26 protein-coding genes and 1 pseudogene are annotated in these 25,015 nt (G+C 50.4%); 22 read left to right on the top strand and 5 right to left on the bottom strand.

The features are described 5' to 3' along the window. Positions 1 to 64: 64 nt before the first annotated feature. From HUE57_RS01820 to HUE57_RS01810, 3 genes are all read right to left on the bottom strand, one after another. Positions 65 to 1,558: a DUF1800 domain-containing protein gene (locus HUE57_RS01820; RefSeq protein WP_174672602.1), complete on the bottom strand. Its 1,494-nt coding sequence runs from the start codon at positions 1,556 to 1,558 to the stop codon at positions 65 to 67. A gap of 96 nt (positions 1,559 to 1,654) precedes the next feature. Further along, on the bottom strand, positions 1,655 to 2,332 hold the full coding sequence (locus tag HUE57_RS01815) for an START domain-containing protein (protein WP_078484543.1): 678 nt from the start codon (positions 2,330 to 2,332) through the stop codon (positions 1,655 to 1,657). Then, positions 2,311 to 3,468, bottom strand: coding sequence for a glycosyltransferase family 2 protein (locus HUE57_RS01810; RefSeq protein ID WP_078484544.1), 1,158 nt, complete (start codon positions 3,466 to 3,468; stop codon positions 2,311 to 2,313). The genes HUE57_RS01815 and HUE57_RS01810 overlap by 22 nt, the downstream gene beginning before the upstream one ends. A 62-nt stretch (positions 3,469 to 3,530) precedes the next feature. On the opposite strand from HUE57_RS01810, the gene HUE57_RS01805 reads away from it, so the two are divergent. After that, positions 3,531 to 5,780, top strand: coding sequence for an adenylate/guanylate cyclase domain-containing protein (locus HUE57_RS01805; protein WP_135622395.1), 2,250 nt, complete (start codon positions 3,531 to 3,533; stop codon positions 5,778 to 5,780). Positions 5,781 to 6,322: 542 nt separating this feature from the next. Here HUE57_RS01805 and HUE57_RS20110 read toward each other — a convergent pair. Next, a pseudogene (locus HUE57_RS20110) lies at positions 6,323 to 7,451 on the bottom strand (IS3 family transposase); the annotation flags it as partial. A gap of 98 nt (positions 7,452 to 7,549) precedes the next feature. Here HUE57_RS20110 and HUE57_RS01785 point away from each other — a divergent pair. From HUE57_RS01785 to HUE57_RS01730, 13 genes are all read left to right on the top strand, one after another. Continuing rightward, a complete protein-coding gene (locus HUE57_RS01785; RefSeq protein ID WP_174672599.1) occupies positions 7,550 to 7,843 on the top strand; it encodes a hypothetical protein in 294 nt (97 codons plus the stop codon). A 398-nt stretch (positions 7,844 to 8,241) separates the two neighbouring features. After that, entirely contained in the window at positions 8,242 to 8,388 is a 147-nt protein-coding gene (locus HUE57_RS20570) for a zinc ribbon domain-containing protein (RefSeq protein WP_478210008.1), read from the top strand. Between the two features lie 510 nt (positions 8,389 to 8,898). Continuing rightward, positions 8,899 to 9,129 (top strand): hypothetical protein, encoded by a 231-nt coding sequence (locus tag HUE57_RS01780; protein WP_174672598.1) that lies wholly within the window; start codon positions 8,899 to 8,901, stop codon positions 9,127 to 9,129. 108 nt (positions 9,130 to 9,237) lie between these two features. Further along, on the top strand, positions 9,238 to 9,864 hold the full coding sequence (locus HUE57_RS01775) for a hypothetical protein (RefSeq protein ID WP_174672597.1): 627 nt from the start codon (positions 9,238 to 9,240) through the stop codon (positions 9,862 to 9,864). Positions 9,865 to 10,138: 274 nt separating this feature from the next. After that, positions 10,139 to 10,513 (top strand): hypothetical protein, encoded by a 375-nt coding sequence (locus HUE57_RS01770; protein ID WP_174672596.1) that lies wholly within the window; start codon positions 10,139 to 10,141, stop codon positions 10,511 to 10,513. 511 nt (positions 10,514 to 11,024) lie between these two features. After that, positions 11,025 to 11,282: a hypothetical protein gene (locus HUE57_RS01765; RefSeq protein ID WP_174672595.1), complete on the top strand. Its 258-nt coding sequence runs from the start codon at positions 11,025 to 11,027 to the stop codon at positions 11,280 to 11,282. A gap of 123 nt (positions 11,283 to 11,405) precedes the next feature. Further along, positions 11,406 to 11,600, top strand: a complete 195-nt coding sequence (locus tag HUE57_RS01760) for a hypothetical protein (RefSeq protein ID WP_174672594.1) — start codon at positions 11,406 to 11,408, stop codon at positions 11,598 to 11,600. Between the two features lie 260 nt (positions 11,601 to 11,860). Beyond that, the gene (locus tag HUE57_RS01755) at positions 11,861 to 12,310 is read left to right on the top strand and encodes a methyltransferase (protein ID WP_135622397.1); all 450 of its coding nucleotides are present in this window, start codon (positions 11,861 to 11,863) and stop codon (positions 12,308 to 12,310) included. A gap of 492 nt (positions 12,311 to 12,802) precedes the next feature. Next, positions 12,803 to 13,090, top strand: coding sequence for an NAD(P)-dependent oxidoreductase (locus HUE57_RS19875; RefSeq protein WP_135622403.1), 288 nt, complete (start codon positions 12,803 to 12,805; stop codon positions 13,088 to 13,090). 329 nt (positions 13,091 to 13,419) lie between these two features. Beyond that, complete coding sequence (locus tag HUE57_RS01745; RefSeq protein WP_236860661.1) at positions 13,420 to 14,229, top strand: class I SAM-dependent methyltransferase; 810 nt, start codon at positions 13,420 to 13,422, stop codon at positions 14,227 to 14,229. Positions 14,230 to 14,261: 32 nt separating this feature from the next. After that, complete coding sequence (locus HUE57_RS01740; protein ID WP_174672593.1) at positions 14,262 to 14,459, top strand: hypothetical protein; 198 nt, start codon at positions 14,262 to 14,264, stop codon at positions 14,457 to 14,459. Positions 14,460 to 15,433: 974 nt separating this feature from the next. Then, positions 15,434 to 16,303: an MYG1 family protein gene (locus tag HUE57_RS01735; protein ID WP_078484687.1), complete on the top strand. Its 870-nt coding sequence runs from the start codon at positions 15,434 to 15,436 to the stop codon at positions 16,301 to 16,303. 57 nt (positions 16,304 to 16,360) lie between these two features. Then, entirely contained in the window at positions 16,361 to 16,717 is a 357-nt protein-coding gene (locus HUE57_RS01730; protein WP_078484686.1) for an MmcQ/YjbR family DNA-binding protein, read from the top strand. Positions 16,718 to 16,736: 19 nt separating this feature from the next. Here HUE57_RS01730 and HUE57_RS01725 read toward each other — a convergent pair whose 3' ends face one another. Then, on the bottom strand, positions 16,737 to 17,330 hold the full coding sequence (locus HUE57_RS01725) for a TetR/AcrR family transcriptional regulator (RefSeq protein WP_078484685.1): 594 nt from the start codon (positions 17,328 to 17,330) through the stop codon (positions 16,737 to 16,739). Positions 17,331 to 17,425: 95 nt separating this feature from the next. Between HUE57_RS01725 and HUE57_RS01720 the strand changes: the two genes are divergently transcribed. The 8 genes from HUE57_RS01720 to HUE57_RS01685 all read left to right on the top strand — a co-directional run bounded on the left by HUE57_RS01720 (position 17,426) and on the right by HUE57_RS01685 (position 25,008). Beyond that, positions 17,426 to 18,055 carry an NAD(P)-dependent oxidoreductase gene (locus HUE57_RS01720; RefSeq protein WP_078484688.1) on the top strand — a complete coding sequence of 210 codons (630 nt, stop codon included), beginning with the start codon at positions 17,426 to 17,428 and terminating at the stop codon, positions 18,053 to 18,055. A 52-nt stretch (positions 18,056 to 18,107) separates the two neighbouring features. Then, a complete protein-coding gene (locus HUE57_RS01715) occupies positions 18,108 to 18,488 on the top strand; it encodes a hypothetical protein (RefSeq protein WP_078484684.1) in 381 nt (126 codons plus the stop codon). A 47-nt stretch (positions 18,489 to 18,535) separates the two neighbouring features. Next, positions 18,536 to 19,117 (top strand): class I SAM-dependent DNA methyltransferase, encoded by a 582-nt coding sequence (locus tag HUE57_RS01710; protein ID WP_078484683.1) that lies wholly within the window; start codon positions 18,536 to 18,538, stop codon positions 19,115 to 19,117. Positions 19,118 to 19,239: 122 nt separating this feature from the next. After that, complete coding sequence (locus HUE57_RS01705) at positions 19,240 to 19,530, top strand: DUF1330 domain-containing protein (protein WP_172840356.1); 291 nt, start codon at positions 19,240 to 19,242, stop codon at positions 19,528 to 19,530. Between the two features lie 13 nt (positions 19,531 to 19,543). Beyond that, positions 19,544 to 20,017 (top strand): dihydrofolate reductase family protein, encoded by a 474-nt coding sequence (locus HUE57_RS01700; protein WP_078484681.1) that lies wholly within the window; start codon positions 19,544 to 19,546, stop codon positions 20,015 to 20,017. A 56-nt stretch (positions 20,018 to 20,073) separates the two neighbouring features. Then, complete coding sequence (locus tag HUE57_RS01695) at positions 20,074 to 20,682, top strand: NAD(P)H-dependent oxidoreductase (RefSeq protein WP_320416307.1); 609 nt, start codon at positions 20,074 to 20,076, stop codon at positions 20,680 to 20,682. 1,522 nt (positions 20,683 to 22,204) lie between these two features. After that, positions 22,205 to 23,548 carry a vWA domain-containing protein gene (locus HUE57_RS01690; protein WP_174672592.1) on the top strand — a complete coding sequence of 448 codons (1,344 nt, stop codon included), beginning with the start codon at positions 22,205 to 22,207 and terminating at the stop codon, positions 23,546 to 23,548. Next, on the top strand, positions 23,455 to 25,008 hold the full coding sequence (locus HUE57_RS01685; protein ID WP_174672591.1) for a hypothetical protein: 1,554 nt from the start codon (positions 23,455 to 23,457) through the stop codon (positions 25,006 to 25,008). The genes HUE57_RS01690 and HUE57_RS01685 overlap by 94 nt, the downstream gene beginning before the upstream one ends. Positions 25,009 to 25,015: the final 7 nt, after the last annotated feature.

The following is a 25,015-nucleotide window of genomic DNA, read 5'->3' as shown; positions in this document are numbered from 1 at the left end:
GACGCCGTCTGCCTATTCGTAGTTGAGAGCGCGAGCGAACGACGAAGAAGATGCAGCAGCGGCTTTATGTCGGCGTAGAGTCAGTGAGGGAGTTGTGTAGAGCCGCGAAGAGGTGATTACGCAACGAACGCAGGACGGTCGGGGCGCCGTAGGCATAAACGGTCGCGTTAAGTATTTGCCGCTTGCTTGGGCTTGATGCCCAAAACATGCTTCCGAAAAAATAGCGACTCCCGAAGTTGGGCTGTACGCCGTTCTCGTCGTATCCCGACCACCCATCAAGTGGTGAGATATCGAGCAGGCGCAGCATCGCAGAGAAGGCGAGTACCGGTTCGCGCGGTTTGCCGAAGCTCGGTTGTGAGATGTAGCTGGCGCTGCGCGCCTCATCATCCATCAGGATTGCCTTTACCACCGCGCCGAGATCACCCTTCACACCGCTGCCGTTGTCGTTGAACACCGCCGCCACTCGGCCGATGTAGGCGCTGGAGGGGTTGGAGGTAACCAGTCGCTGGATCAACTGACGGCTGATAAAGGGGGCAACGTTGGCGTGAGCGAAGATGATGTCGAGCGCTGCGTCGAGGTCGTCACTACCACTCAGATTGGCAGGAATGGTCTCTCCGAGCACGGTCTTGGCAGAGTACTCGTGGTAGGCGTCGGTAAACTCCATCGGCAGGGTGTAGTCGCCGCTGTTGGCACTGTTACGGCCGTAATAACTGTTGAGTTGCAGATCCCAGCCGGTCATCACCTTAGCCAGCTCGACGATATCCTCCTGACTGTAGGTGGGGATGAGATTGCCACTGCTCAGGCGAGGCGTGCCGTCGACGTTAAGCTCATAGAGGCCGATGGTGAAGAGCTGCATCAGCTCGCGGGCGAAGTTCTCATCGGGACGGGTCTGGGTGGCGGGGTTCTCCTTCTCGTTGCCCTGGTGCGAGAGGTAGATACCCATCGTTGCGCTGCGCGAGACCGCTCCCATCAAGTCGCGGAAGTTGCCGAAGGCGTGTTCTGCAAGGATATCGTAGTAGTTGGCGAGGCTCTCGGCGCGGTCATCAAGCGGCATCTCGGCGGTGGAGACGACAAAGATCTGGCTCAGCGCATAGGCGACGCGCTGGCGCAGCTGATCATCCCCCTTGAGTGAGTGCTCCCACCAGGCGGCGAGCTGGTAGTACTCCATCAGCCAGTGGCCGTCGCTGTTAAAGATGTCGGGATCGTCGTACCAGTCGTGGTCCTGCTGCACCATCTGTGCGATCTCGATGGTGCGCTCCAGATGGCTCTTGGTGGTGATGGCGTTGGGGGTGGCGATCGCACCGGTCACGGTGTCGCTATAGGGGGAGGTCATCGCGATCTGTGCATCGATCCACCCCTCAATGCCGTAATCGATCACCTCATCGACCGCCTCTTCAGTAGCACCGAAGGAAGACTGGCTGAGAAAACGCACTGCCGCGGCTTCGCTGACGCTATCGGTCGCAATAGTTTGATTTTGTGAGCCGCCAGGCGGTGCCTCACCAAAGCAGCCGTTGAGGGCAGGCAGCAGAGCAAGCAGCAGAAGTGGGCTGAGTTTCATGGCATCGACATATTATTGTGGGTGCGAAAAACGCGATTCGTAACATTTTATAGCGGCACGCCGTTATAAAACTGAGATGAGGCTCACAAACGGCGGTTATTGTGGCTGTTCGCCCGGCTCACGAATGAAGGGGAGTTCGCGGTCGAAGTACTCGTTCTCACGATTGAAGAAGCGGTGCAGGTTGTTAAGCGTGTAGTAGGGCTGGTCTGAGGCGAGGTTGTTGGTCAGCCAGGTCGGGATCTCTCCACCCGGCTCGCTATGGACGCGGAAATTGACCTCGATCTTGCCATCGCCAACTGGGATCAGGGTCCAGGTCGAGTCGACATAGGGGACGCGCACTACACCGTCGATTTGAGAAATATAGTCGGGTGCCGCATAGGATTGAATCGTGACGATCAGCGTTTCGCTATCCTGCGAGGCCTGTGTGTTAACGATCGCGTCGCGGTCATCGACCGGCCAGGGGGCGCCGCTGTAGGTGTAGTTGTGCACCTCGGTCGGACTGATGATATCGATCTGGCGACTATCGTCGACGGTGTTGACCCAGCGCACATGGCTATTACCGTCGAGAATCAGTGCGACCAGCGCCGAGAGGCGTACCTTGATGAAGGTCTGTGCCAGCGACTCGTTATATTTCGAGTCGGCCACGTCGCGTGAATAGACCGATATCTGCTCACCCTCGCGGATCAGGCTCCAGGAGTTGTCGGGCTCGCCAGCGACTGCCACCAGCGGCGAAAGCAGCAGTGCGATCAGTGTTAGTAGTGCCGACCTTTCCATTCCCGTTTGCCTGTTTTTTGCCTGAGATAGGCGTTGATGATTATGGCGCCGTGCAGCGCTAGCCCAAAGGGTAGCGCAAGCAGATAGATAACGGGAATCCGCAGTGCATGCAGTGCCAGGGTGAAGATCAAAAGCAGCGAGGCGAGGGTGACTATCGACAGCGTAAGTGTGGCGTTCTGCAGCATCGATGCAGTCTCTGGTGTGGCGCAGTAGGTGGCAATTGGTAGTAGCGTACCGAGGGAGAGAAGGAGCGAGCGGAGTGCGTCGCTCATGCAGCGTCCAGTCGAGGTAGCGTGCATGATCTCGATCGCATTTTTAGAGAAGCCGCGCCATATCGCCCCTAGCGAACGGTACATGCGCGTCTCGATCTGCTGATCGCCAAACAGGGTGTAGCCACCGATGTGCGCTGCCTTGATGGCACGGGCAAAGGCGAGGTCATCGCTGGTCTCACCGCGAATCGCCTCGTGGCCGCCGATCTGTTGGTAGGCGCTACGGCTGAAGAGCAGGAACTGGCCGTTGGCAAGGGCATAGCTGTCGTCTGGATCGTTGACCCGGTCGAAGTCGATAGCGGTGGCGAAGCCGAGAAAGACGCCGGGGAGGGCGATACGCTCCTGAAAGGAGATCACCTGTTGAAACGGAATCACAGAGAGAAATTCACGAGCATTGCTGAGTGCGTAGGCGAGCGCGTCACGTGCCGCGGTCGGTTTGAGATAGGTGTCGGCATCGACAAACAGCAGCCACTCACCGCTGGCGGCGGCCACCCCCTGCCAGCAGGCGTGTGATTTGCCCATCCATCCCTCGGGCAGCGGATCGGCGCTGATCAGCTGGATGCGGCTATCGCGTTGGGCAAACTCACTGACTATCGCCGCCGTGGCGTCGCCGGAGTTGTCGTCGACCACGATTACCTCCAACGCGCCTTCTGGGTATTCAAGCTGCGTGATACATTGTAGGCATTCACCAATATTGTTCGCCTCGTCGCGGGCCGGAATAATCAGCGAGAGCTTCGGTAGCACGCTATCTGCTGAAGCGTCGGGAAGCTGCTGGCGATAGCGATAGGTCTTACCGATGGTGGCAAGGAAGAACAGAGCGAGCGCGGCCCAGATGAGGTTAAGCGTTAATAACAACAGATCGGACATCTTGTTAACCGAATGATTGGTCCCTTTTATTATTGTGCCGTGATGGCCAAAACGGAGGCGTGGTGCAGCTCTTCTATCTGACACCCTTCTCGCTCAGCGTGCTCAACGTTGCGATTATGCTGACGTTGCTGACCGCCTATCTCTGGCGCATCCCCGGTAAGCTTCCCGCCACCCGGCAACTGCTCACCTTCCTCAGCGGCGTCAATGTAGTCTTCGTCGCCTTCTTCTACATCTTCTCGTCGCTCGATCTGGACGGGGTGAGAATAGCATGGTGGGCACTGCACTTTGTCGTCTTCTTTATCCTCTTCCTGATCCAGTTCGCCTACCACTACCCGAAGCTCCATTTCCCGAAAGAGGCGCGGCGCGTCTTCATCGTCTCGCTGATCGTCTCGGTGCTGGTCTATCTCTTCTACCTCTACCACACCACCCTGCTCGAGCCGATCTACGATCCGAGCGGCGGGCTCTTCGTCTATCTCGGCACCCACGAGATCAGCGTGCTGGTCGGCCTCGAGCTGCTCTGGGCGATGAGCCTCTTCGTGCGCCAGATTCGCGCGCTACGCAGAGAGGGAGAGGGTGATGCACTGCAACGTGAGAGCCATATCGCGGCGATACGCAAGATCTTCCTCATCCTGCTCTCACCGATCGTGCTGGTGGCGCTGATCATCCTCGCCTACCTTGATCTTGCCAGCTGGGAGATCGTCGGCCACCTGCTTGGCACCGGGCTGATGATCTTCGTGCTGCTCTTCACCGTCGTCTACCTCAACAACGCACTCGAACCCTCCTCACTGCAGATCAAAATGGTCGGCCTGTCGCTTGGCGCGATTTTGGTGGTGCTCGGCTTCTCCTCGGCGATCACCATGAACCTGCACAAGGAGAGCTATCTTTCGCTAAAGAAGGTCGAGATCGAGCGTAGCGGCAGTGAGATCGTCGCAAGCCGATTCGAGGCGCTGCCGGAGGAGATCAGCTTCATCGCCCGCGAGGGTGAGTTGATCTACCAGGCGAGCGGCTTCGATGCCGAGTTGAGCGGTGAGTCGGGGGCGTGGGAGGGAGCGTGGCGGTTCCGCAAACTCGAGCCGCTTGAACCACAGAGCTACTTCATCACCCGCAGCCTCACACTCGATGGAGCCAGCTATGAGGTTGGTTATAGCTATCACGGCTACCGGGCCCATCTGCATGAGATGGCCGAGCAGCTGCTCTATATCGTCATCGGCGCGGTGCTCTTCGCCGTGATCGCCTTCCCGCTCTTCTTCCGCGTCAGTCTCTTCATCCCGTTGCAGCGGCTGCTGGGCGGTGTCGACCGGATGGAGCAGGGGAGTCTCGATGTCGACCTGCCGGTTGGCGTGCACGATGAGATCGGCGTGCTGACCAAGTCGTTTAACACCATGGTCGGTTCGGTGCGGGAGGGGCGAGAACAGCTACGCGCGGCCTACGACCAGCAGATCGATCTCACCGATGCCTACAGCCGCTTCGTGCCGAAGGAGATCATCACCACTCTCAACAAACAGAGCATCCTCGAGCTGGGGCTGGGAGATAACATCAAGCAGGAGATGACAGTCCTCTTCAGCGACATCCGCTCCTTCACCACCATCTCCGAGTCGATGAGCCCGGAGCAGATCTTCCGCTTCATCAACCGCTACCTCGAAGAGGTCGGCCCGATCGTGCGCAAGCACGGCGGTTACATCGACAAGTACATCGGCGATGCAGTAATGGCGCTCTTCCCCGGCGGCCCCGACGATGCACTCGCCACCGCCATCGAGATGCAGAGCCAGGTGCGTGATTTCAACCAGCGCCGCGCCGAGAGCGAGGAGGGCTATGTCGAGGTGCGAATCGGCGTCGGCATCCACACCGGCGAGCTGATGCTCGGCACCATCGGTGAGCACCAGCGCATGGAGGGAACCGTCATCTCCGATGCAGTCAACCTCGCCTCCCGTATCGAGGGACTCACCAAGGCCTACAACGCCCCGATCCTTATCTCCAACGCCACCTATACCAAGCTTGCCTCGCCCGCCCAGTTCAACATCCGTCACCTCGACCGCGTCAAGGTGAAGGGCAAGACCGAGTGGGTTGAGATCGTCGAGGTGCTCGACGGTGAAGAGGAGATTAGAAGAGCCCACAAACTCGCCAATCGGGATGAGTTTGATAAAGCGGTCGAGACGTTTCAGGCGCGCCGTTTCAAAGAGGCGTTGGAGCAGTTCAACACACTCAAACAACGAGACGAGATTGACGTCGCGGTCGATGTCTACATCGAACGCTGCCAGCAGTTCATCGAACAGGGAATCCCCGAGAACTGGGATGGGGCGATACAGCTCTGATTTTGAATAAGTAATAAAACTCGTTAGAGTGTAGAAACAACAGGGAAATAGCCAGAGGGAAATTGGATGAAAAAGACACAGCTCTGTGCGTTCAAACAACAAATTCCTCAAATTGATGAGAACTATTTGCGGCATAACGCATTATTTGTGCCGTCCACATAATGTAATTATGAGAGCCTGATCTTCACCCGATAAATCGGACACGCTATTTTCACGCAACCATCCGCTCATAATAAGCTGGTGGCATATACCCAATCCCCGAATGCATTCGCTGACCGCCATGGAGAGCGAAGTGAGGGCGGTTAGTCCCCGATAGTCGACGCCGTCTGCCTATTCGTAGTTGAGAGCGCGAGCGAACGACGGAGAAGATGCAGCAGCGGCTTTATGTCGGCGTAGAGTCACTGAGGGAGTTGTGTAGAGCAGCGAAGAGGTGATTACGCAACGTACGCAGGACGGTCGGGCGCCGCAGGCATAAACGGTCGCGTTACGTTTTTGCTGTTTGCTTGGGCTTGGATGCCCAAAACAAACTTTCGCAAAAATAGCGACTCCCGGCTTCGGTGATTATAGAATTGATTGATATAGCTGTTTAGTGCAAACCGTAATTTAACATCATGATCGAAGTGCGATCCACGAATCAGTTCTGCCTTTAATGTGTGAAAAAATGATTCCATGTGTCCATTATCTGTGCAGTAGCCAGGACGGTTTACACTGTGTCGGATTTCATGCCTTTTAACTCATTTCTGAATCGATGTGCTGTGTACTCAATCCCTCGATCTGTATGAAATATCATTCCCTTCTCTGGCTCCCTGTCCCTGAGTGCATGCCTTAGCGCTTTAAGCGTGAGATTGGTTGTTCTATCTCGACCTAAAGACCACCCAATAATTCGACGGCTAAATACATCCATTACTGTGGCCAAATATCGCCATGCGCCTTTTACCTTCAAGTAGGTAACATCTCCAACCCACACTTGATTGATCTTGTCTGGGTTCGGCGCAAGCCGTTTCAGGTTTTCACCCTCAGCTTTAAATCGTTTTAATCCAGGCTGTCGTCGCGTAACTTTAACGACTCGGCCAACCACGCCATTATCTCGCATCAGGCGCTCAACACGCTTCTTGCCGATGCGAACGCCTTGATTGCGCAGTGTCTGATGTATTCTTGGGCTGCCATAGACGCCGCGATTCTGACGATGAATTTTCACGATCTTTCTGGTCAGGTACGCATCTTCCTTTGTTCTTTCAGCCGCTGGGCGTTTGCACCAGTCATAATAGCCACTGCGGGACACGCCCAGCCACTCGCACATGTACTTTACTCCGAGTTTCCGGTTTCTCTGGATGAATCGATATCGTTCTGATGTTCTTCCGCAAGAAACCGTTGCCACTTTTTACAGCAGATCATTCTCCTGCTTGAGTCGGGCAACCTCCTTTTTCAGCTTCTTCATCTTATCCAGCTCAGAAGCTTCTCGGCGAATACTGGTCACCTTTTTCTCTTATCTGCCACAATCACACCTTCTCGATACTCTTTTCGCCATCGTGACAGCATAAACGGATGGATGTCGAGCGTGTCAGCAACCTCTTTAACCTGAACTCCTTCCAGAAAACTTAGCTGGACAGCTTTTACCTTGAATTCATCTGTGTAGCGCCACGTCTTTCGTGGGTTATTGTATTTTGGCATTAAACACCCCTTCAGTTAGAAGTTGGTGTCCGTTTTATCGGGGATGTTCAGCCGGCTACATAATCACCTGTTAGGCAAACAAGGGCCAATATTCAAATATGAATTTTAAAACAATATTAAAAGTTATAGTAGGTATTATCGTAACAATAGTTCTTGGAGCAATTGGAAGCGGAGTATGGGAGAGAATTCTTTCTCCGGCTTTGGATTGGATATACCGTTTTAGTGTTGGCTTGATTAGCAAAGTCTCTATTGACTACAAAAACAATATTTATGAGGCAGCAGAGATGGGTTTTCATGAAGACTTTTCTTTTCGTCTATTTTTAATCACCACATTGCTATTATCATTGGCATTGCTTTTATATGTTAATTCTAAATTTGGAAAACTTCCCTAATTCTTAAGAATATTATTAATGAGAATAGTTCAATAAGTCTAATGGCGAAGATTATTGGATTGAGTTTCGTGCTTTTACAATGTATACCACTAGTCGTCATGAAGCTGTTCATAATATAAAATCATATTCCTTAGTATCCATGGATGTACTGCGACCATACGTAGGTGAAGATGGGTATGTGCAGTTAAAATCCGATTACCTACAAATCAGAACGGCAGAAGAATTTTATCGATTTAATGAGGCTATCATTAAATATTCAAAAACATATTGTAAAACTTCCTAAATTTGAGCCTATTTAAAAAAATGCCTAACAAGCAAATCAAGATCGTTCGCTTTCGTTCACTGCGCGGTCGTGCCTAAGGGTGCTGAACCCTCATCTCGGAAGCTTGCAAAGAGATATGGAATTAAGAACATTACATGATATTTATCGCTGTCCTCATTGTGGCTTCATTGCGGCACGAGGTGACTATCACTGCCGTAGTTGTGGGATGAGGTTCAGTGAAAAGATATTGATGTCATGGAAAACAATATTCGCACATCTATAGGCGCCACTCCTTGGAATGTCAGGGATAGATATCGCTGTGTGCATTGTTCAAGGTTTGTTTCTATTCAAGATCGGTATTGCCGCGGTTGTGGAGATGAAATAGAGGATCACGAAAGAAAATTAATGCGCCTAAGGCTTTCAGAGCTAGCTGAGCAGAACAAATATTCCCTGATAGGGTTGGGCGTGTTTATATTGTTGGTGATATGGGTGTTGATCAAAATTGTGAGATAGGGGCAGGTATAAGTAGCCTTGAATAATAGGTGTCAGAGAGCAATTGAAAAACCCGGGTCAGAGAGTAATATTCTCTAATATTAGAATCAATTGCTCTCTGACCCGGTTTGATTTTTTGGCTAAATACTTTAAGGAAGTAATTTCATGGCAACTTGGGATGCAACAAAATACACAACTGAATGTGAAAAATGTGGCAAAAATACAAAGTCGTAAAGTTTGAACAACCAGTTAGAGAAAAAGGTCATTTTAACTGCTCTAAATGTGGTCATGAGATAGAAAGGTGGAATGTCGGGGAGTCGCTATTTTTGCGGAAGCATGTTTTGGGCATCCAAGCCCAAGCAAGCGGCAAATACTTAACGCGACCGTTTATGCCTACGGCGCCCCGACGTCCTGCGTTCGTTGCGTAATCACCTCTTCGCGGCTCTACACAACTCCCTCACTGACTCTACGCCGACATAAAGCCGCTGCTGCATCTTCTTCGTCGTTCGCTCGCGCTCTCAACTACGAATAGGCAGACGGCGTCGACTATCGGGACTAACCGCCTTCGCTTCGCTATCCATGGCGGTCAGCGGAGGTGTAGATTACACCTTTACGGAGGCTGAGGAACAAGGTGCAAGCAATGAATCCAAATCATAAATGTAATGATTGCAAGTTGTATGAAGATAGAGGTCATAATTATTGCAGAATGTGTGGATCTGAGTTTAAGCCAGGAACAGCCAAATATGTTCGCTTGGCAGAAGGCTACAATACTAGTGAAAAATATTGTGGTTTCTGTGGAGGCAAGAAAACGAGTGTTCTTGTTGCTAAAAATATAACAAGGCAAATCAACCTGACCCATTTTCCGTTCGCGATGCTCACAAAAAGGGTCAGGTTGTTTGCGACGTTATGTTCCAAAATACTAACCATGACACACATACCACAAAAGCCAGATGATTTAGAGCAACTAATACATGAGGCTTTAGAGCAACTTGGGTGGGGTGCTGAGGCTGGGCAAATTGCTGCGCGTATACATAGGTTGAATGTTGGCCTTCCATGCGAAGACGAATTTTCAGTGGTATGCGGGTGGCTTGGGTGCTGTGATGTGATACACAAGCTAGATCAGAAACAGACACCAGAGAAATCAACAATAAACTACCAAGTACCCGATCTCCTTGCCGTATTCAATGTTAAGGGAAAAGAAGTTCCAGTTCTTATAGAGGTAAAGTCTAAAAAGACAAAACTCTTTCTTTTCGGCCCGATTATATGAAGAGACTACAGCGCTACGCCGATGTAGTTAATCTGCCCATATTGATAGCATGGAAGTGGCAAATCCTTTGGATGCTATTCGAACTAAAACATCTGAAAAAGCCCAGAAGAATTACAACATCCACTTCGGCGAGGCAATTAAGGAAAATCTACTCGGAGTATTAGCAGGGGTTTTTCTTACTCGCTCTACTCCAAGGCCGGCCTTCATTTTGGACTAAAAAGAAGCGTTAATTGGTTCAGAGGAAACTGAAGATGGAAAAGAAGAGCAATGGAAGATGGTTATAGAAGAAGTGTATTTCACTAACGGGGATGGTGAAGTAGTACGAAAATTGCCATCGCAGGTACAACAATTATTTGTAACCTGGGATCTTGAAGAATCTGAAGAACATACTGATACGCATATAACAATGAGCCATGTAGTGCCGGAAGAATCAATGCTTTTCGCACATATGGCCCTTGTAAGGTTGTTAAACTGGCAAATACCAACAGATCAGGATATTCATTGGCGAGCGATGCTCCATGGATCCAATATAGTTAAAGGTATTGATAACTTTAGAGAAGCAATTCAAGAGGCGATGGGGCATAAGATTGTTCGGGCTGTCATAAATCAACTTCCACGATCGGAGCCAGCATTCGATGTGGGAACATAACAAGGCGCTCGTTAGAAAATAATAGGTGCCAGAGTGCCAGAGTGCCAGAGTGCCAGAGTGCCAGAGAGCAATTGTTTCTAATATTAGAGAAAACGGTTCCTTGACGCGGTTTAATTGTTACCCGGTGGAAAAGGGGTGGGTCTTGCGTTATGCCTTTAACGATAGCCGCACAACTTTCTCCAAAAGAATAAGTGGGGTCAGATGAAACTTAGTTCTTGATACGAGCCACTTATCAGACCTAAATTATCTGACCGAGGTGGCCAACATTGCGTAAAAGTAAGGATTTAGTTTCATCTGATCCCACTTACTTAAACGTTAGGTGTGTAATGCTCATTAATCCAGTAACAGAAAGGAATATATGAATGGACAAGTCAAAGCTCTAGCTGCGTTTATATTTCTTTTGGTCTTAAGTATTGATGTTAATGCGTAGGGCTATAGCTATGAAGGTAGGTATTGCGAGCTTGATGGAGCCACCACTAGTAGCGGAAAGAGTGTGACTGGTGAATGCTTTATGTACAGCGGCCAGCGTGGAGAACTCGTTGGTGTTGAAACGAAAGATGGCGAAGCTGTCACAGGCGGATGTATTTACCGTCCTGACGACATGTACTCCGCAAAACTTCAAGGTGCTAAAACAAAGAGCGGAGAGACAGTCTCCGGCGAGTTTTTTCTACTTGGAATAATAGGTGCCAGAGAGCAATTGTTTAAAACCCCGAGAATAATAGGTGTCAGAGAGCAATGGTTTCTAATATTAGAGAAAGCTGTTCCTTGACCCGGATAATTCTTACCCAGTGGGAAAGGGGTAGGTCTTGCGTTATGCCTTTACGATTCTGGTCTAATCTTGGGAAATGACTTGACCCCTTTAACGTCGGGGAGTCGCTATTTTTGCGAAAGTTTGTTTTGGGCATCAAAGCCCAAGCAAACAGCAAAACTTAACGCGACCATTTATGCCTACGGCGCCCCGACGTCCTGCGTTCGTTGCGTAATCACCTCTTCGCGGCTCTACACAACTCCCTCAGTGACTCTACGCCGACATAAAGCCGCTGCTGCATCTTCTTCGTCGTTCGCTCGCGCTCTCAACTACGAATAGGCAGACGGCGTCGACTATCGCGGACTAACCGCCTTCGCTTCGCTATCCATGGCGGTCAGCGATCGCCGCCCAACTTTCTCCAAAAGGGGATAAGAGTAAACCGTGTCGGAGAGCAAATATTTCAAATATTAGAGTATGATGCTCTCTGACGCGGTTGATTTTCTCGATAGATGGTTACTCTAGAATTAATAATACTTGTTTGCCTCCTTCTGGCGATCATCTCGATTGTTTGGAATACGCTGATAACGGGTATTTCTCCCATGATGAGTTCAGGCAAGGCCTGCCAAGCCATGCTTGCTTCAATTGACGGGACTGTAAAAGGACCATTAATCGACCTGGGTTCTGGTTGGGGAACGCTCGTTATCGCTCTTGCCCGTAAGTATCCCCGTCAACAGGTGATAGGTTATGAGCTGTCATTGATACCCTGGTTGGTCTCAATGATTTGGAAATATGGCTTACAACTGAACAACCTTACGCTCTATCGCAAAGACTTCATGAAGGCAGACCTCAGCGGTGCATCACTGCTATGCTGCTATCTTTTTCCTGAAGGCATGCTCTCTCTCGAAGAGAAACTAAAAGGCGAACTCTCAAACGAGATTCGAATCGTGAGTAACACATTTGCTTTGTCTTCGTTTCAACCTATAAAAGTCACCAAACTTAACGACATCTACCAATCTCCGATCTACCTCTATCACTGGGTACCCAGGTGATCTTTGACAGAGACAAAGATCATTGAGTCTTGTCGAGGTTGTAATAAAAAAGGAATTAACTATGAAAGTATTAGTTGTCGGTGCAAGTGGCGCTACCGGAGGACATGTTGTTGATCAGTTGCTTAGTCAAGGTATCGAGGTGAATGCGATAGTTCGTTCGTTCGATAGATGCGTTGCCTGACAAACCAAGCCTAAATAAAATTCAGGCTTCTGTTCATGGCCTGACTAAATTAGAAATGGCTGAATATTTAAAAGACTGTGATGCCGCTGTCTCGTGTCTTGGTCATAACCTTACGTTTAAAGGCATGTTTGGAAAGCCGCGTTTGCTTGTGACAGATACAGTTGAGTGTATATGTCAGGCTATTAAGTCTAATAAGTCGGGGAGCCCCGTTAAAGTTGTACTTATGAACACTACTGGGAACAGTAATAGGGATATACCTGAGATACCCCCCATTAAGTCAGCGTATCGTTATCGCGATATTAAGAGTCTTGTTGCCTCCGCATGCAGACAATGAAAAGGCAGCAGATTATTTGCGTACGCGAATCGGTCAGAATGATGGCGACATTGAATGGGCGGCTGTTCGCCCCGATGCATTGATCGATGAAAACAAGGTTACAGAGTACGACGTGAAGAGATCGCCAATACGAAATGCGATATTCGATTCTGGATCAGCTAGCAGAATTAATGTCGGCCATTTTATGGCAGAACTGGTCATGAACGAAAATAGTTGGTCGAAATGGAAGGGGCAAATGCCTGTCATTTATAATCAGGCACAATAAGGATGTTAGGGGGCAGTGTAAAAACTCGAAATGTATTGATCGTCTCGCAAGTGTTGGGCGGTGAGTTTTTACACTGCCCCCAAATGTGAATGCTGCCAAGATCTTTCTTATCTCCATATCTCTGTCCTGCATGGTTTTGAAGCGGAATGACCTGTACCAAACTGCTCTGCTGTGTTTCTCAATAGTGCCTTCATCTGATTAAGGGGTGAGGGTGTTTGATGATTTACCGGTTCGTAGAGGTCTTGTTTATAATAATTGATAATAATGATATCTGACCATATGCCATTCACGGTTATATCTATGTTTCTACTGAACAAGGAGTTAATGCAGTGATTTTCTTCAGAAAGAATAGAATAAAATCTAAAAAACAATGCCTATGCAAACAAGCCCCAGATAACGCTCATTATTATAAGTCTGCTATTGACAAAACACGGTTAGAAAATCGCAAGCGACCACTTCGTACAGAAATAATAAACTTCCTGCTATCCCTGTCAGAAGATGATACCAACTATTTGGAGATCGGGGTTAGGAACCCTGATGACAACTTTAATCATATTGTTGCGAGCAATAAATACAGTGTCGATCCAGGTTTAGAATTCGAAAATAACCCTGTGGATTATAAGACAACTAGTGATGAGTTTTTTAAGTCGCTATCTGAAAACAAAATACTTACGCCAGAAACAAGGTTTGATGTTGTTTTTATTGACGGGTTACACCTGGCGGAGCAGGTTGATAGAGATATTACCAACGCTTTTAACTATATCAAAGACAATGGTTTTGTTGTTCTTCATGACTGTAACCCACCAACTGAATGGCACGCCAGAGAAGAATATCGGTACTACAATTCTCCCGCGTGCGAGACATGGAATGGTACGACATGGAAGGCCTTCATGAAATGGCGTTTTAACCCCGATATATATTCGTGCTGCATTGATACTGATTGGGGTGTGGGTATTCTGACTCGCTGTTATCCAATAGGTACGAGCATAAACGAGACGAATTCATTTTTTGAATACAGTGAAATGGATAAGAACAGAAAGCATTATTTAAACTTGATCAAATTTGATGAGCTGAAGTGTTTGTTATCATCAAAGGGGCAGCGTAAGTTGGTTGAGCTACCCTTAAAACCGAGTCTCTGAAGTTCCTGAGTAAACCATGTGGACCTGAAATCATGAATAAACTTACCGCTCTGTTTGTAGTCACCATGATCCTCTATGGCTGCGATTCCAGTGATACAGCGAAGAGGACACCAGAACAGATCAAGGCTGAAGTTGAAGCCAACCAAAACAATTCGCTGAAGAAAAGAAGCGGATTGAAAAGGAGAATAAAAGAAGAGTTGAGCTGCTTGCACTCCAGCGCAGCTTTGTAAATGCCGCATTTCTTTCGGCTGATGACAAAAAGATCGTTGTTGAGCTAACGAATAACACAGAGAAAGATCTGGATAACCTCTCTGGATCACTGGAAGTATTTGATCAAGACGGGAATTATGTGACCGGTATCGGGTTAACAAACTGGGTGCCGGGGTATGTCTATCTGCATGCTGGGGCAACAACGACGGCGCGAAAGGGATTGAGCTGCTACCAGACAACCAACGTAAGACGATTGTTCAAGAAGCGCATGGTTATAGTTATTACTATACGACCATCAGATATCAATACGCGGGTGAGAGTGAAGTCGACCTGTTGCAGGCTGAGCAACCACAAACAGCGGTGGTACCAGAGCCAATACCAGCTAATAGAGCAGAACTAACTACTCAGACGGAAGAATCAATGGCTAAGCCCTGTAGCGCCGATCAGGCTGTGTCTATAACCAGGGAAGAGTATTACCCAGGCCCTAAGTGTGAACATGTTAGCCGGAACCTCGATTCTGAGCGTTTCAAGCTGGAGTACATAGAGTTGTGCCAGAGCGAAATCGGATCAGAGTCGGCTTCGGTTGCAAGCGTTCAGATAGCATCCTGTGTGCCCGATCAGAACAGAGGCGGAATTGTCTACACCAAACAGCTCTGCTGCAGCTCCCCATAGCCTCTTAATCTAAAGGATAAGGGCGTTACCCTTATCAAATTCGCAATATCCTGAAGATGGTCCTCTGAACTTAATCAAGGTATCAGATTACCTGTATACAGAGTAGACGTCATTCGCAGACGCTTATCATCACGCAAATTATCGTTTCTTCGCCATTGTCATATATTGACGTACGTGTGATGTTTTGGTTGTTGAATGGCTGCTATTTTTGTTGGCTATCTTCGTATAGAATCCGCCGTCACTTATTGCCTGTCTAGATATTTCAGTATCCAGAGTTTTACGGGCACATCCCTATATCCAATCCTAAAGCGACGCAGAGCAGATGACTGATAAAATCATAGCGACTCACAACGGTAATTATCATGCAGATGATGTTTTCAGTATCGCTGCTCTCAAGTTCATTTATCCCTCTTCTACACTCATTCGCACACGTGATCAGGATGTTATCGCTAAGGCAGATGTTGTGGTTGATGTGGGTGGTGAACATGACCCCGATAGAGACCGTTTTGACCATCATCAGCGTGGTGGTGCAGGAGAGCGCGAAAACGGTATTCCCTACTCATCATTTGGCTTGATCTGGCAGAAGTATGGCCTGGAGATCTGTCAGGGTAATCAGGATGTGGCAAATGGCGTTGATTCAGGTCTGGTGTCAAATATTGATGCCATCGACTGTGGTCATGCCGAGGCTGCCACTAAAGGCATTACCCTTAGCCAGACTATCTCTATGTTTAATCCGACCTGGCAAGAAGAGGGTTCGTTCGATGCCTGCTTTGATGAGGCGGTAGAGTTTGCATCGCGTGTCCTGGCTCGCTTTGTCGCATCGGCAAACGGTGGAATTAGTGCCAAAGCGATCGTGGCTAAAGCCATCGATGATGCCGAAGACCCGAGAGTGATTGTGCTGGAGAAATACACACCATGGAAAAAGACGGTTCTCGCCCTGTCTGAAGAGGCTTTGTATATGGTCTACCCATCCCAGACTGGCCAGTGGCGGATACAAACGGTACCGGTTGAGAAGGATTCATTCGAGGATAGAAAATCGCTGCCTAAATCATGGGCGGGTCTATCCGATGATGCGCTTCAGGAAGTAACCGGTATTGATGACGCCATGTTTTGCCATAATGGTCTATTTATTGCGGGCGCAGAATCATTTGAAAGCACGATGAAAATGGCAGTCATTGCTCTCCAAGAGTAATCAATCAAGGGTGTGGCGTGTTTAAAAGATTCGAACTCTAATCTCATCGGGCGATGAATGAATAGTGAGACGCTAGCGCATCATCTGATATCTCTTAAAGGTGCTGAGAGTAGTTATCCCTTTGGCCCAGAGGCGTTGGTCTTCAAGGTCATGGGAAAGATGTTTGCACTGGTAACAGAGGCAGAGGAACCCCCTCGGGTTACGCTGAAATGTTCACCACCCGATTGCGAGGTTTTGGTGAGTCAGTTTGACTCGATCGTGCCGGGTTACCATATGAATAAGAATCACTGGATCACCGTGTCGCTGACTGGAGAGGTGCCGGAGGCGATGTTGATTGATCTGGCCAATCGATCGTATGAATTGGTGGTCAGTAAACTCTGCAGGGCCAGTAAGGATGAGCTTGATCAGCGCTAGCGATCGTTGATCAGGTAAATCAGTGGGGGCTATTAACCAGGGTTCGGTTAATCAGCGCTTTCATCCGCTCAATGTACTTCTCGTTTGACCAACCACACTCGATGGTTAGTTGCTCCCAGTTGTTGATCGATATCAGGGTCCAGAATATCTCGGTCGCCTCTTCTCGGCTCCACTCAGGCGCCAGTTTGCCTTCATCGTCTAACCTATCGATTGCAGCACGACAGTAGTCACGTAGGCAGCGCATGTTGTTATTCCAGGCGGCTGCGGTGGCCTGATCGGTATCTCTAGTGCTGAGCAGCGCCTTGGCGATGCCGTAGATTTCCGGCATGAACTCTCCCCACACCTCGACGCAGGCATCCATCATCTCGAGACCCGTTTTGGCCTTCTCGAACTGGCTGAGACGTTGGTTAAGGCCTTTGACCTCATCCACATAATTTGAGGTGGCGATCATCAGCTCGGTTCGTGACGAGAAGTGGAGATAGACCGCCTGCCGCGAGATGCCGGTGGCCTTGGCGACATCGCTCATGCCGATGCTCTTGCCGACGCGCTGCTCCATCAACTTCCAGGTCGCCTGGAGGATCTGTTCTCGGGTATCTGGCTTTTCACTTGACATAGTGTAAACCGTATCCAATACTTGACACTGTGTCAATTGACATGGTGTCAAGTTAATAGATGGCTTGTGCAGTAAAGACGGGTCGGGAGGTAGAGATGAAGCTGACAATTATTGGTTCTACAGGTGGTTCAGGACGACAGTTGGTCGCTCAGGCGCTAGCAAGAGGTCATGAAGTGACTGCATTTGCTCGCAATCCCGACAAGATCAAGATCGATCACCCGGCTTTCAGGGTCGTGAAAGGTGATGTCAGAGATAGTGCTGAGGTTGAGAGTGCAGTCGAGGGGCAGGATGCGGTCATGTTCTCATTGGGTGCCCCGGTCAGGAGCAAGGAGAAACTACGTGGTCATGGGACAAAAACGGTGATCGATGCCATGGTTAAACAGGGTGTAAACCGTTTGGTCTCGCTATCTGCATTGGGCTGTGGGGATAGTGAGCCTCTACTGCCGCTAAAGTATAAATACCTCATTACTCCCCTGGCGTTGCGTGGTGTTTACGATGATCATGAGCTTCAGGAAGCGCATATCCGTGAGAGTGGATTGGAGTGGATTATAGTTCGAGCCGGTGCGTTGACCAACGGGGGTTTGACGGACTCCTACTGGCATGGCATGAGGGCGGATGGCAGGAGAATTAGCGCTAAAATCTCACGGGCCGATGTGGCTGACTTTATGTTGAAGCAGCTGGTTGATGACCGATATATTCGTAGAATGCCGTCGATCTCCTATTGAGCTGGATTGGAATTATTGTTTGCTTTGAATATGAACAGGTGGTGAAACGTTTATGGCCGTAGATGTTGTTGTTCTTGATGGTGGCGAGGGTGTGGTGGTGGTCGGGACAGGTGTTGTGACGGGCAGTGAGATCCTTGATGTGCAGAAGAGGGTCTACGGCGAGGAGACGCTGCACAAACAGAGGTACCAGATCATCGATAAATCGAAATGTACCGAGTACAACGTTTCGGCATTCGAGATTGAGGCGCTTGCGGAACTCGACAAAGCGGCGGCGAAGGTCAATCCAAACATTGTATTTGCGATCATTGAATCGGAGAGCCTCCAGTTCAGTCTGACCAGCCTTTGGCAGGCGAATGTGGAGTCTGTTTTTAAGACAGAGTCATTTAAAAGTCGTGATGATGCGTTGGCATGGATTGAGAAAAACGCTCACTAGTCAGGCATGACTGAATCATTATTACAAAAGAAGAGTGTGCTTCAAGAATGAGTGAAAGCTGGGACGACTATGCGAATGGCTGGGATAGTAATGCGTCAGTTATTGCCTATGCAGAGAAGGCCTATCAGTCGTTGATCGATCGCATAGAGATAGAGGATTGTCGGGCTTTAGACTTTGGCTGCGGAACAGGCTTGTTGAGCAGTAAATTGGCTGAGCAAGCAGGTACGGTTGTTTCAATCGATCCATCGGAAAAAATGATCGACGTGCTTAATGAAAAGTGTATAGAGAATGTAAGCACGATAACTTCAGAGCTAAGCCAGGACCTAATCGATGGCCATGAACTGCTCACACCCAAGTTTGATCTAATAGTCGCCTCATCAGTGCTAGCCTTTGTTCCCGATTATCCAGACACGGTTCGCCTGCTGAAACAGTTGATGAGAGAGGGCGCATATTTTGTTCAGTGGGATTGGGTAAAGGGTAGTGATGAGGGGATTGGTTTTACAGAAGATGAAATTAAGTCGGTGCTGAACGGAGTTGGTCTCGATGATTTCACTCTATCGATTCCATTCTCTTTGGAAATTGATGATAGTGAGTTAAAGGTTGTTATGGCAGTTGCCAATTACGGATAGTCTTTATTGAAGATCGTTAAAAGGGGCTCTGGCTAATCTATTTTGAGTGTAACGGTCATTGAAATAGTGAAGATAAAGCCGACTGTTTTACATATAGATTGATATTTAACAGGAGGAGCAGTGTGGCAGGATACGTTGTGATTCGAATTGAGGCGTCTGATCCCTCGCAGTTAACAAGCTATCAGGCTGTGGCGCCATCAATTGTTGAGAAGCACCAGGGAAAATTTCTGGCGCGAGGGGGTGAGGTAAACTCGCTTGAGGGACCAAATGAGGCGCGTCGAATTATCATAATAGAGTTTCCCTCGTTGCAGGCAGCCAACGATTTCTACCATTCCGATGATTACACCGCTGCACGTGCGCTGCGTAAGGACGTAGCGGTTGCGGAGATAATCTCTGTTGCAGGCATTGATTGATGGTGAGAGAGATTTGAAGGTCACCTACTATGCCGCCTCGAGTGTTGATGGTTATATCGCCAAGAGTGATGGCGATGTGTCGTGGTTAGAAGAGCTCGATATCTCGATGGAAGATAGCGGTTATGAGAGCTTCTTCTCCACAGTCGATGGTCTGGTGATGGGGCGCAAGACCTACGAGATAATTAAATCATTCGGTGCGTGGCCCTACGGTGACAAGCCGACGTGGGTCTGTACGTGTGGTGATGTTGAGCCGAGTGAAGGGGCAAACCTCCAGAACGAGAAGTTACCTGAGGCCGTTGTCGAGGCGGCACGTGATCAGGGCATTAAACATCTCTGGTTGGTGGGTGGCGGCAGTCTGGCAGCTTCATTCGTCGAAAAATCGCTGCTGACACATACCCCAATATCACTGATGCCGATTATCCTGGGCGGTGGTATTCCGCTGTTTGGTCCGATGGGTGATCACACACATCTCAAACTTAAGCAGTGACAAAGTCATGCAGCCGGATTTATGCAGATCGAATGTGAGCTCAAAGAGAGAAGAAAATAAAAACGCTGCTCGTTACTGCCCACCCGCTGGCCGATAGTCTCTCAACGCATCTGGGTCGACGCATTATCGTTCAGCTGGTAGAGGCGGGTCATGAGGTGGTGGTTGAGGATCTCTATGCCGAGGGTTTTAGTCCCGCACTGACAGCCCAGGAACGTAGCAGCTACTACACAGCACGTTACGACAGCTCGGCAGTCGAGGCTGAGGTGAAGCGGTTGCAGAGCGCCGAGGCGTTGGTGCTGCTCTTCCCTACCTGGTGGTTCGGTTTTCCGGCAATCCTCAAAGGTTGGTTCGATCGTGTATGGGCGCCCGGAATCGCCTACGACCATGCCAGCGACTACGGCCCAATCAAACCACGACTCGATAATCTTCGCGAAGTACTGGTGGTAACCACACTCGGTTCGCCCTGGTGGGTCGATCGGTTTCTGATGTGGCAGCCGGTGAAGCGAATTATAAAGATTGCACTGCTAAGTACCTGTGCCAAAAATAGCCGCCTGCAGTTTCTCTCGTTGTATAACTGTGAGAAGGTCGATTCCCTTCGTGTCGACAGGTTTGGCTCAGAAAATCGACCAGGCGATGACACGCTGGTCGAAAATGTCTCGGCCTGATGTAACGCATGCTCATAAACTGGTGAAACGGCAGGCCGTGGTAGACGTACCAGTTCTGATAGCCGTAGTACTTCGCTTCAAACGCCCCCATCTCTTTGAGCGCATCGTTGAGGTAGTTGAGTCCACTCTCCTGACCGGCGTCATACTTCTTGTAGAAGTTCGCCGCTGAGACGTTGAAGCTGGTTTTTGGATTCGCCTTCATCGTCGTCCAGGCGAGCTGTGCGAAGGGGCTCAAGCCAGAGGCCGCCTCGGCCAGTTCGTTGATCATGCCCGCCTCGAGTTCGGTCTCCTTCTTCACAACATAATTCCCTTCAAGGTGACGGCGCGCCTTTTCGATCTTATCGGCAATGGAGCGGTATTCGATCATGCGGGTGCCCGGTGCACGTACATCATCAAGAATGCTGGCCGGGAGTGAGGGGGTGCCACGCGGATTGTAGTTGGGCTGCACGGCGGCATCGTTGGGATCCATGAAACCGTACTTCTTGAGAAAATTGGCCAGCGCCTGTGAAGCGCCGATGATCTGGCCAGCTGTGCCGTGAAACTGCTTAACCCCGTTGTAGCGATCCTGTGCACCGAGAATGAAACCTCGCCCCTCGCTCTGGGTGCTACTGCGATCAACCAGATGGGGGCCGATGCGCTGCTGATACTCACGGGTTGAGCCGAGTGGCGGTGCCGCTTCACTATCGAGTGGTGCTCCAGCCATAGGAATAACAAGACAGCCGAGCAGCGCTGCTGCACCGCGTTTACCTCGCAACAGGGCGAAGGCGATCACACCGAGTGCCACCAGGATCAGTACCAGCAGGATAACGATCACGCTACTGAGTCCAGACCCCTCTTCTTTGTCGGCAGTGGTCGATGCGGATGCAGGTGCTTCGGTTTGATCGGGGGCACCACCGGTGGTGGTCGCCTGTGACATCGGAATGAAATCACCACCACTACCAACCTCCAGTTCCGGTCCGACCACCAGGATCAACTGGTAGTGGCTACCCGTCTCACCGCTGAGGCGAAAATAGATCGGGCCGTTGGCACGGAAGCTGAGGGTGGCGGTGTTGTCGCCACCAGTGGTGGCCTCTAGCAGTGGTTCGTGTGGTTCACTCTTGAAGGCGATGATTTTAAGTGGATTGCCCTCCAGGCTGTGGACGAAAAGATCGACCGGCTGTTTGGCGCTGAGTGTGGGGAGTTGGAAGGAGACGCCGTACTCATCGGGAAAGGTCTCGCCGCCGACCATTGCCACCTGGGCCAGTGGAATCTCATCGTGTGGTTTGAGCTTGAGGGTCCAGTAGGTCGGCTTGAAGGGATCTTCGGCGACAGCATTAGCGCCGATTAGGATGCCGAGCAGTAGAGCGAAGAGTTGAACGTAGCGTTTCATGCATCCTCCCGAGCGAATCGAAAGCGCTGTACCCGGTGTCATAGCGGGTGCAGATAAACAAACTATACTTCTTCCCAACACGCTTAATGATAGTCAAAAAATTCGATCTGCATCGATTTCTACTCGAACTTGCGAGTGGCAGGAGCGCACATCATGCGAATAACTATTGGCACTATCCTCTCGATACTACTTCTTCTTATTACCCTGCCTTTTCAATTAACTGCGATCAATGCGGCAGAGCGAGAGCAGGTGATTATGGTGCTCGACTCCTCTGGCAGCATGTGGGGGCAGATCAAGGGGCGTACCAAGATCGACATCTCACGACAGGTGATCGAGGGGCTACTTAACGACTGGGACAGTAATACCGATCTCGGCATCATCACCTACGGCCATCGACGCAAGGGTGATTGTGGTGATATCGAGATGGTGGTGCCGATCTCGACGGTCGAACCCGACCGCGCTATGAAGGTGCTCAATGCGATTAATCCCAAGGGGAAGACGCCACTCAGCGCCGCTGTAAAACAGGCGGCCGAGGCGCTGAAATATACCGAAGAGCGTGCGACGGTGATCCTGATCTCCGATGGACGTGAGACCTGCGATATGAATCCCTGTGAGCTGGGAACGGCGCTTGAGAAGAGCGGTGTCGACTTCACTACCCATGTGATCGGTTTTGATATCAGTGATGAGCGGGACCGTGCCCAGCTGGAGTGTCTGGCAAACAATACCGGTGGTGAGTACTTCTCGGCACGCGGTGCTGCCGGTCTGCACGATGCGATGGTTAAGACGGTTGAGATTGTTACCAGGGCGGAGCCGAAGCCAAAGGTAGTGCCGAAGCCTGAACCCAAGCCGGAGCCCAAGCCGGAGCCGAAGGTAGAGGCCAAGCCAGAGCCGAAACCCGCGCCCCCACCACCCCCTCCTCCTAAGGAGACGGGACCAGCCGGTTTGAAACTGATGGCGACCCTGGAAGAGGGTGGTGAGGTGCTGAGCCGTGATGTGCGTTTCCGTCTCTTCGAGGCGAAGCAGGACGGTAAGAGAGGAAAACGCCTACATGAGGCGACCGGTACCCCCTTCTTCGATGTGAAGCCGGGTCACTATGTGATTGAGGGGCAGTACGATCTGGCGCGTGCGACTGAAATGGTTGAGGTGAAAGCCGATGGTACGACCAACCACACCCTGGTACTAAACGCGGCTTACCTAAAACCGACCGCAACCCTGAGCGAGGGAGGTGCCGCGCTTGAGCGCGATGTCACCTTCACCATCTACAAACGCGATTCCAGAGGCAACCGCAGTCGTATCGATTACCGTTCACACAAACCGGTATGGCACCTCGGTGCGGGACACTATCTGCTCAAGGCGCAGTACGACCTTGCCGTAGCCGAGGTGGAGATTGAGATTGAGGCGGTGTGGATAACGAGCCGATGCTCAACCTCAATGCCGGTCTTCTCAAACCCTCTGCAACCCTCAGTGAGGGGAGTGAAGCGCTGGAGCGCGATGTAACCTTCACCATCTATAGCGTTAACGAGAAGGGGGCACGGCAGCGCATCGACTATCGTTCGCACAAACCGGTCTGGCATATCGGCGCGGGTAACTACCTGTTGAAGGCGCAGTACGATCTTGCCGTCGCCGAGACGGAGGTCGATATTATGGCCGAGCAGGAGAGTGGGCCAGTGCTTAATCTCAATGCGGGTTTTCTCAAGCCGGTCGCCAGTCTGAGTGAGAGCAGCCAGCCACTGGAGCGTGATGTCACCTTTACGATCTATTCGGTGAATGAGAAGGGGGCGCGGCAGCGTATTGACTACCGCTCGCACAAGCCGGTCTGGCATATCGGTGTGGGTAACTACCTGTTGAAAGCACAGTACGACCTGGCAGTGACCGAAACAGAGATTGAAATCATGGCCAATCAAGGCACCGAGCCGCAGCTCAATCTCAAGGCGGGTTACCTGAAGCCAGCAGCGGTGCTGAGTGAGAGCAGCCAGCCGATCGAGCGTGATGTCACCTTCACTATCTATACGGTCAACGAGAAGTGGGCGCGACAGCGTATCGACTACCGCTCGCATAAACCGGTCTGGCATATAGGAGAGGGGAGTTATCTGCTCAAGGCGCAGTACGATCTGTCAGCCGCTGAGACCGAGGTGGAGATCACAGCTGCTCAGGGCAGTGAACCGCTGTTGAATCTTAATACCGGTTATCTCAAACCGGTAGCGATGTTGAGTGAAGGCGGTAAGCCGATCGAGCGTGATGTTACCTTCTCACTCTATGAGACCAAGACTGACATTCACGGTAACCGACGTCGTATCGACTACCGCTCGCACAAGCCTGTCTGGCATCTCGGTGCGGGAAGCTATCTGCTAAAGGCGCAGTATGATCTGATCTCGGCGCAGACGGAGATCGAAATCAAGCCGGGGACCGGTACCGAACCAGCGATCAATCTTAATGGTGGCTATCTGCGACCGACTGCGGCGCTGAGTGCCGAAGGCAAACCGATCGAGCGGGATGTCACCTTCAGTCTCTATGAGCTGAAACAGGATCTGCACGGTAATCGCCGCCGTATCGACTACCGCTCACACAAGCCGGTGTGGCATCTCGGCGCAGGAAAATATCTGCTCAAGGCGCAGTACGATCTCGCCTATACCGAAATGGAAATCGAGATGAACTCCGGTGTAGGAAACGATATCAAACTCAATCTCGATGCGGGTTACCTGAGACCGAGTGCAAAAATCAAAGATGGTGAACCGATCACAAGTGGTATCACATTCACCCTGTTTGAGAGTAAGCCTGATCTACACGGTAATCACCGTCGTATTGATTACCGAAACAACAAACCGGTCTGGCATCTAAATAGTGGTACCTATCGACTGCGCGCATCCAATAGCAGTGGCAGTCATGAGAGCGACATCGAGATCAAGGCGGGTGAGGGAACAGAACCGATGTTGGAGATCGAGCCTAAGACTGAATAGTGGAATG

This window comes from Candidatus Reidiella endopervernicosa (assembly GCF_013343005.1).
Taxonomy (GTDB): domain Bacteria; phylum Pseudomonadota; class Gammaproteobacteria.
This window is presented reverse-complemented; position numbering and strand designations above follow the sequence as displayed.